Annotated in this window: 5 protein-coding genes; 3 read left to right on the forward strand and 2 right to left on the reverse strand. The window is 42.8% G+C overall.

The features are described from left to right. The first annotated feature begins 170 nt into the window (after positions 1-170). The gene (locus tag QWZ17_RS07725) at positions 171-1,268 is read left to right on the forward strand and encodes a carboxylate-amine ligase (protein ID WP_290304530.1); all 1,098 of its coding nucleotides are present in this window, start codon (positions 171-173) and stop codon (positions 1,266-1,268) included. Positions 1,269-1,375: 107 nt separating this feature from the next. Then, a complete protein-coding gene (locus QWZ17_RS07730; protein WP_290304531.1) occupies positions 1,376-2,200 on the forward strand; it encodes a type 1 glutamine amidotransferase in 825 nt (274 codons plus the stop codon). A gap of 356 nt (positions 2,201-2,556) precedes the next feature. Here the strand turns inward: QWZ17_RS07730 and QWZ17_RS07735 are convergent, their stop codons facing one another. Together QWZ17_RS07735 and QWZ17_RS07740 are read right to left on the reverse strand one after the other, a co-directional pair. After that, a complete protein-coding gene (locus tag QWZ17_RS07735) occupies positions 2,557-3,903 on the reverse strand; it encodes an efflux RND transporter periplasmic adaptor subunit (RefSeq protein ID WP_290304532.1) in 1,347 nt (448 codons plus the stop codon). Positions 3,904-3,943: 40 nt separating this feature from the next. After that, positions 3,944-5,392, reverse strand: coding sequence for a TolC family protein (locus tag QWZ17_RS07740; RefSeq protein ID WP_290304533.1), 1,449 nt, complete (start codon positions 5,390-5,392; stop codon positions 3,944-3,946). A gap of 94 nt (positions 5,393-5,486) precedes the next feature. Here QWZ17_RS07740 and QWZ17_RS07745 point away from each other — a divergent pair, with 94 nt between their 5' ends. Beyond that, complete coding sequence (locus QWZ17_RS07745) at positions 5,487-6,113, forward strand: polysaccharide deacetylase family protein (protein WP_290304534.1); 627 nt, start codon at positions 5,487-5,489, stop codon at positions 6,111-6,113. Positions 6,114-6,222: the final 109 nt, after the last annotated feature.

The following is a 6,222-nucleotide window of genomic DNA, read 5'->3' on the forward strand; positions in this document are numbered from 1 at the left end:
AAGGCCTGGCTAAATTCTATAACGTATATGAAGGATGGTTAATGTTTCAAAACTTCAACTAAAAGATGTGTACACACAGTAGCTCCCATGGGAGGGAATAAAAAAATTGAATATCCGTCGGCTATTTAGCAATATAGGGCAAAATTTGAGAAAATATAACCTAACCAATTATGAACGAGTTTACCTTAGGTGTTGAAGAAGAATTTATGGTGATTGACCCTGTAAGCAGGGAACTAAAATCGCACGAGCAAAAAATTGTGGATAGCGCCCAAAAAATCCATGAAGACCAGGTAAAGGCCGAAATGCACCAGGCCGTGGTGGAGGTAGGCACCCATATTTGCAAAAACACTACCGAAGCACGTAAAGAGGTAAGCAAACTACGCACCACCGTTGCTATGCTGGCCGGCGATATTGGTCTGCGCATCGGCGCGGCAGGAACGCACCCGTTTTCGCATTGGCAGCACCAGTTGATTACAGATCATCCCCGGTATTTTGAAATTGTGGATGAAATGCAGGAGGCAGCCCGCTCCAACCTTATTTTTGGCTTGCATGTGCATGTGGGCATCCAATCGCGCGATATGGCTATTCATATAGCCAACCAGGTGCGTTATTTTTTGCCGCATGTGTACGCGCTATCAACCAATTCGCCATTTTGGGAAGGGCGCAATACCGGCTTTAAATCGTTCCGTACCAAGGTATTTGACAAGTTTCCGCGCACAGGCATCCCCGATTATTTCAGCAGTATTGAGGAGTATGACGCATACATCAAACTATTGGTAAAAACCAACTGTATTGATAACGCTAAAAAAATATGGTGGGATATCCGCGTGCATCCGTTTTTTGAAACTATCGAGTTCAGGATTTGCGATTGCCCGATGTTAGTTGATGAAACTATAGCTTTTACAGCCCTGTTCCAGGCCTTATGTGCCAAATTATACAAACTAAGGCAGCAGAATATGAAATTTATCACTTATTCCCGCGCTCTCATCAACGAAAATAAATGGCGCGCCGCCCGCTATGGCATCGACGGTAAAATGATTGATTTTGGTAAAGAAATGGAGGTGAACACCAGATCGTTAGTATTAGAGCTTTTAGATTTTGTCGACGATGTAGTTGACGAACTCGGCTCACGCGATGACCTGCAATACGTTCATAAAATATTAGAAACCGGTACCGGGGCCGATAGGCAGCTGGCCGTTTACCAGCAAAATAATAACTTTGCCGATGTGGTTGATTACATCACCTCACAAACGTTAAAGGGGTTATAAACTCAACAGCCCCGCTCAAATCCTCCCCGGTAGGGAGGGCTTTAAAACAAGACATTTATAATAATAAATAAAATTCTCCCCTACCGGGGGAGATTTAGAGGGGACTTATGAAACCGGAAATAAAAGTTGCCATACTTGATTTGTATAATGGGATAGCCAACGAAGGTATGCGCGGTTTCCAGGAGATTTTAAACAGGTACAAAACACAGCACAATTTAAATATTACCTATAAAATTTTTGATGTACGGCGTGGCGGCGAAGTGCCGGGGCTCGATTTTGATATCTACCTGTCAAGCGGCGGACCGGGCAGTCCGCTAGATGAGGGTACTGAGTGGGAGAAAAAATATTTCAGATTGACCGATAGGCTCGAAGATCATAACCTATCAAATACCACCGATAAAAAACACGTTTTTTTTGTATGTCATTCTTTTCAGTTGATGTGCCGCAAATATGAGTTAGGCGATATCAATACCCGTCGTTCCGCTTCTTTTGGTGTGTTGCCGGTAAATAAAACAGAGGCTGGTTTTGTCGAGCCATTATTTAAGGGCCTTGCCGAACCGTTTTACGCTGTTGACTCGCGCAGCTGGCAAGTAATCAACCCAAATGAAAAACGTTTTAAGGAACTGGGGATGCAGTTAGTCGCCATTGAAAAAGAGCGCCCATATGTTGATCTGCCACGGGCTATGATGGCTATCCGTTTTAACGAATACTTTTTCTCTACCCAGTTTCACCCCGAAGCCGATGCCAACGGCATGCGCAACCTGTTGCTCAAAGAAGAAAAGAAAAACGAAGTAATAAACGAGCACGGCGATGTTAAATACAAAGAAATGCTTACCCGCCTTGCCGATCCGGAAATGATTACTCATACACAGGCTACATTGATCCCTAATTTTTTAGATAGGGCGGTGAGGGGTTTGCAGGAAGGGGTTTAAATCCCTCCTCAAAGTCATGCCGTCAGTTAGCTAACTGATCGGCACCCCACATGCTAAGTATACTTCATGTGGGCAACATGTCCAAATGGGGTGCTGAAACAAGTTTTCCGTGACGTGTTATAAAAAAACGAAGAGGGGTGTCAGTCTGAGCCTGTCGAAGACTCGCGCGCAGAGGCCTTCGCCCGCGTGCTTCGACAGGCTCAGCATGACCCCATTTTTTTCTTGATGTTGTCACTTCCACTTTCATAGTCCCCCGGATTTTAATACTCAGCATGACTCCTATGAAAGACTTATAATATACAACAAAGCCGCGACCTGAATAGACCGCGGCTTTGTCATTATAAAACGTGGGCTGCTTAGTTGCCCTTATTGTTATTATCGGTATTAAACAATTTCGATTTATCAACTTTTTCAACCACCATGCCATCGGCTAAGGTTTTTGAGATAGCCGCATATGGTGCCGATACCACTTCATCGCCGCTTTTCAGGCCGGTTAGTACTTGTATATAGGTATCATTTTGAATACCTGTAGTAACTTGCACTTGTTTAAGTTTGTTGCCATTCAGCACAAATACGTACTCTTTTGAAGGCTGGGTAATTGCAGGTTTGCTTTTGTCGTCATCCTTTTTAGGCGGACCGTTCTGGTCTTTTTTCTCTTCGCGGGTAGTTACCGATTGAATTGGCACCGATAACGCTTTAACCTGGTTGGTACTGATATCAACCGTAGCAGTCAACCCCGGGCGGAACGGCGAAGGATTATCGGCCGACTTTTTAAGCAATGCCAAATATGATTCAGGGTTGATCCTTACTTTAACGGTAAAGTTAGTCACCTGATCGGCAGTAGTGCCAACCACGTTGGCCGAGCTACCTATTTCAGAAACTACACCGGTAAATTTCTTACCTAAAAACGCGTCGACTTCAATATTTGACGAATCGCCTAAAGCAATGCGGTTGATGTCGTTTTCATTTACATCTACGTTAACATCTAATTTGCTCAGGTCAGATATCGTCATGATCTCGGTACCGGCAAATTGTTGGGTACCTAAAACGCGTTCGCCTAATTCTATAGATAGTTTTGATACAACACCATCAACAGGCGAGTAAATAGTAGTTTTAGCCAGGTTATCCTGCGCCTCTTTTACCGAAGCCTGTGATTGCGCCAAACCATATTGCGACCCGATAACGTTTTGCTTGGCAGCCTCTAACGATGCTTTCGCGCCTTCGTAAGCTGCCCTTGCGTTTTCATATTCAGATACCGTAAGCACTTTATTTTTATATAGCGCTTCGCTGCGTTTAAAAATACCCGCCTGGTTATCAAAAGTAGCCTGGGCCTGCCTTAACATCTGGCCCGAGTTACCCACACTTGCTTTTTGAGTATTGTATGATGCAACGGCACGATCATAACCCGATTTTAAGATATCCGGCCTTATTTTACAAAGCAGCTGGCCTTTTTTAACCACATCGCCTTCTTTAATGGGCAATTCAACCACCTCACCAGACACTTCTGGACTAATTTTAACCTCAATATGGGGTTTTATTTTGCCGCTGGCCGATACCGTTTCATTTATCAGGCGCACATCGGCTTTTTCGGTAGCTACCTGCGTTAGCGGCGGTTTACCAATTAAACCCGTTGCTTTGGCAATGATCAACAGAACGATCAGCGCGCCAAGACCTATCAGAATATATTTAGTAGTTTTTCCCATGATTATGAGTTTGGATATTTTACGGTTTTAGTATTTATGCTTATAATGTTATTGGGTTGCCCAGGTAGTAATCAATCACCTTAGCCCTGAAAATGACCATGTACTGTGCCTCAATCATATCAAACTGCGATTTGTTAAGGTTGGTTAACGAGGTATTATAATCCAACGAGTTTACCAAACCAACTGTATAGCGCTGTTGTATAATGTTAAAAGCCTCTTTATTTGCCAAATAAGTTTGCGTTGACGACAGGTATGATTTCTCGGCCGACTTCACGTCCAACACGGCCTGGTAAATAATTTTACTGAGGTTATTGCGGGCCAGTTGCGAAGTAACCTTCGCGTTTTCATATTGAATTTTGGCTTTGCGTACGGTTGTGCGCGAGTTAAATCTGCTAAATATCGGGATCTGTAAGCTTATACCTACCGATTGGTTAAAGTTATCACTCAACTGGTTAAAAAATGGATACTTATTAAATACAGCGCTGTATACCGGGGTTGTTACGGGTTGGCTGGTATTACCATTTACATAGCCTATAGTCTGACTTGCCCCCGTGGCCACTACGCCGCCGGATAATTCACGTGCATCTGAATAGTTTGAACCTAACTGGCCAAATAATACCAGGCTTGGGTAATAATTACCCTGCGCCACTTTGATGCCTTGCTGAGTAGCTTTTTCGCGTTGCTCGGCCAGCAGTACATCGGGGTTAACGGCAACGGCTGTTTTAAACACGTCGTCGGCATTATATAGGGTGTTAATATCCGTTAACTTGCTGATATCCGGCTTTTCTACAGTGATATTACTTGATGGACTCATTTCCATGTACTGTTTTAATGTAAGCAGGGAAATCTCGTATGAGTTTTCGGCATTGGTATAATTTAAATCGGCTGTTGAAACTGATGCTTTCGCTTGCGACAAGTCGGCCAAAGTTTGGTTACCAACATCAAAGTTTTTTTGCGCCCTATCTAAAGTAATTTTCGAGATATCTATCTGTTGCTGTGCTGCTTTTACCAAATCCTGGTTGGTTAATACCTGCAGGTAAGTGGTAACTACGTTGAGTATCAAATCGTTTTTCACCTTGGCAGTGGCTGTTTTATCAGCATCAAGCAATAGCCTGTTTTGGATAACCGTATTACGCAACTGCCCGCCCTGGAATAAAGTTACCTGGGTTTGAATAGTACCATTTAAAGCAAAAATACGTTGGTTAATGAACTGGTTGGTAGATGGATCGATATTACGGCCAAAGTTAAACGACGCCTGCGGACCGGCAGATAAGTTTGGCAACGCGTTATATTTTGACTGCTTTAAAGTTTCATCATCAAAAGCCTCGGTAAATTGCGATTGTTTGATGGTAAGGTTGCGTTCAAGCGCCAGATCGACAGCTTTTTGCAACGATATTACCTCCTGCGCTTGTGCACTAAAGGTAAGTCCCGAAAGCAGGACACCACAAATAACAGTTGCTTTTAGCGATGGTATTAATTTTAGTTTCATAAGGTTTTTCTATACAATGGTAAGCAACTGATGACTACATTGCGGCTTTGTTTTCTATCTGTCAGAAAATTTAACATTTATCTTTAGTTTGAATATGTACCTGGTTAAAACTCCCTGGCTGCTTAAAAAGCTTTATCCCGAGCTGATTTGGAATGTAAATCAAACTAACCGTTGCATTTATCTCACTTTTGACGATGGACCTATACCTATTGTTACACCGTTTGTTTTAAATATTTTAAAACAATACAACGCCAAAGCCACCTTCTTTTGCATTGGCGACAATGTAAGCAAACATCCCGACATATTCCAACAGGTTGTTGATGAGGGCCACGCTATAGGCAATCACACCTACAACCACCTCAAAGGCTGGAAAACCGACAACCAAACCTACCTGGAGAATTATTTAAAAGCAGATAAACAGCTGGATACAAATTTATTTCGCCCACCTTACGGGCGCATTAAAAAACAGCAGGCTAAAGACCTAAAAGCCGCCCAGCCCGATATTAAAATTATGATGTGGGATGTACTTAGCGGCGATTTTGACATCAACCTAAAACCAGCGGATTGCTTGAAAAATGTTTTGAAACATACTGAAGCAGGGTCGATAGTGGTTTTTCACGATAGTTTGAAAGCCTTTGAAAGACTGGAATATGTTTTGCCGAGGGCAATGGAGGTTTGGGCGAAGGCTGGGTATTCTTTTGAATTGGTTAAGTTGGATTGAGTTGATTGGGTTGATTGGGTTGATTGGGTTGATTGTCTCGTCCTGAAAAAAGTTTACGTTTTTTTTCTTTAATCCTGTTAGTTGTTTACAAATATAGATTAATCCCAAA

It is taken from the genome of Mucilaginibacter flavus, assembly GCF_030409315.1.
Lineage (GTDB): Bacteria > Bacteroidota > Bacteroidia > Sphingobacteriales > Sphingobacteriaceae > Mucilaginibacter > Mucilaginibacter flavus.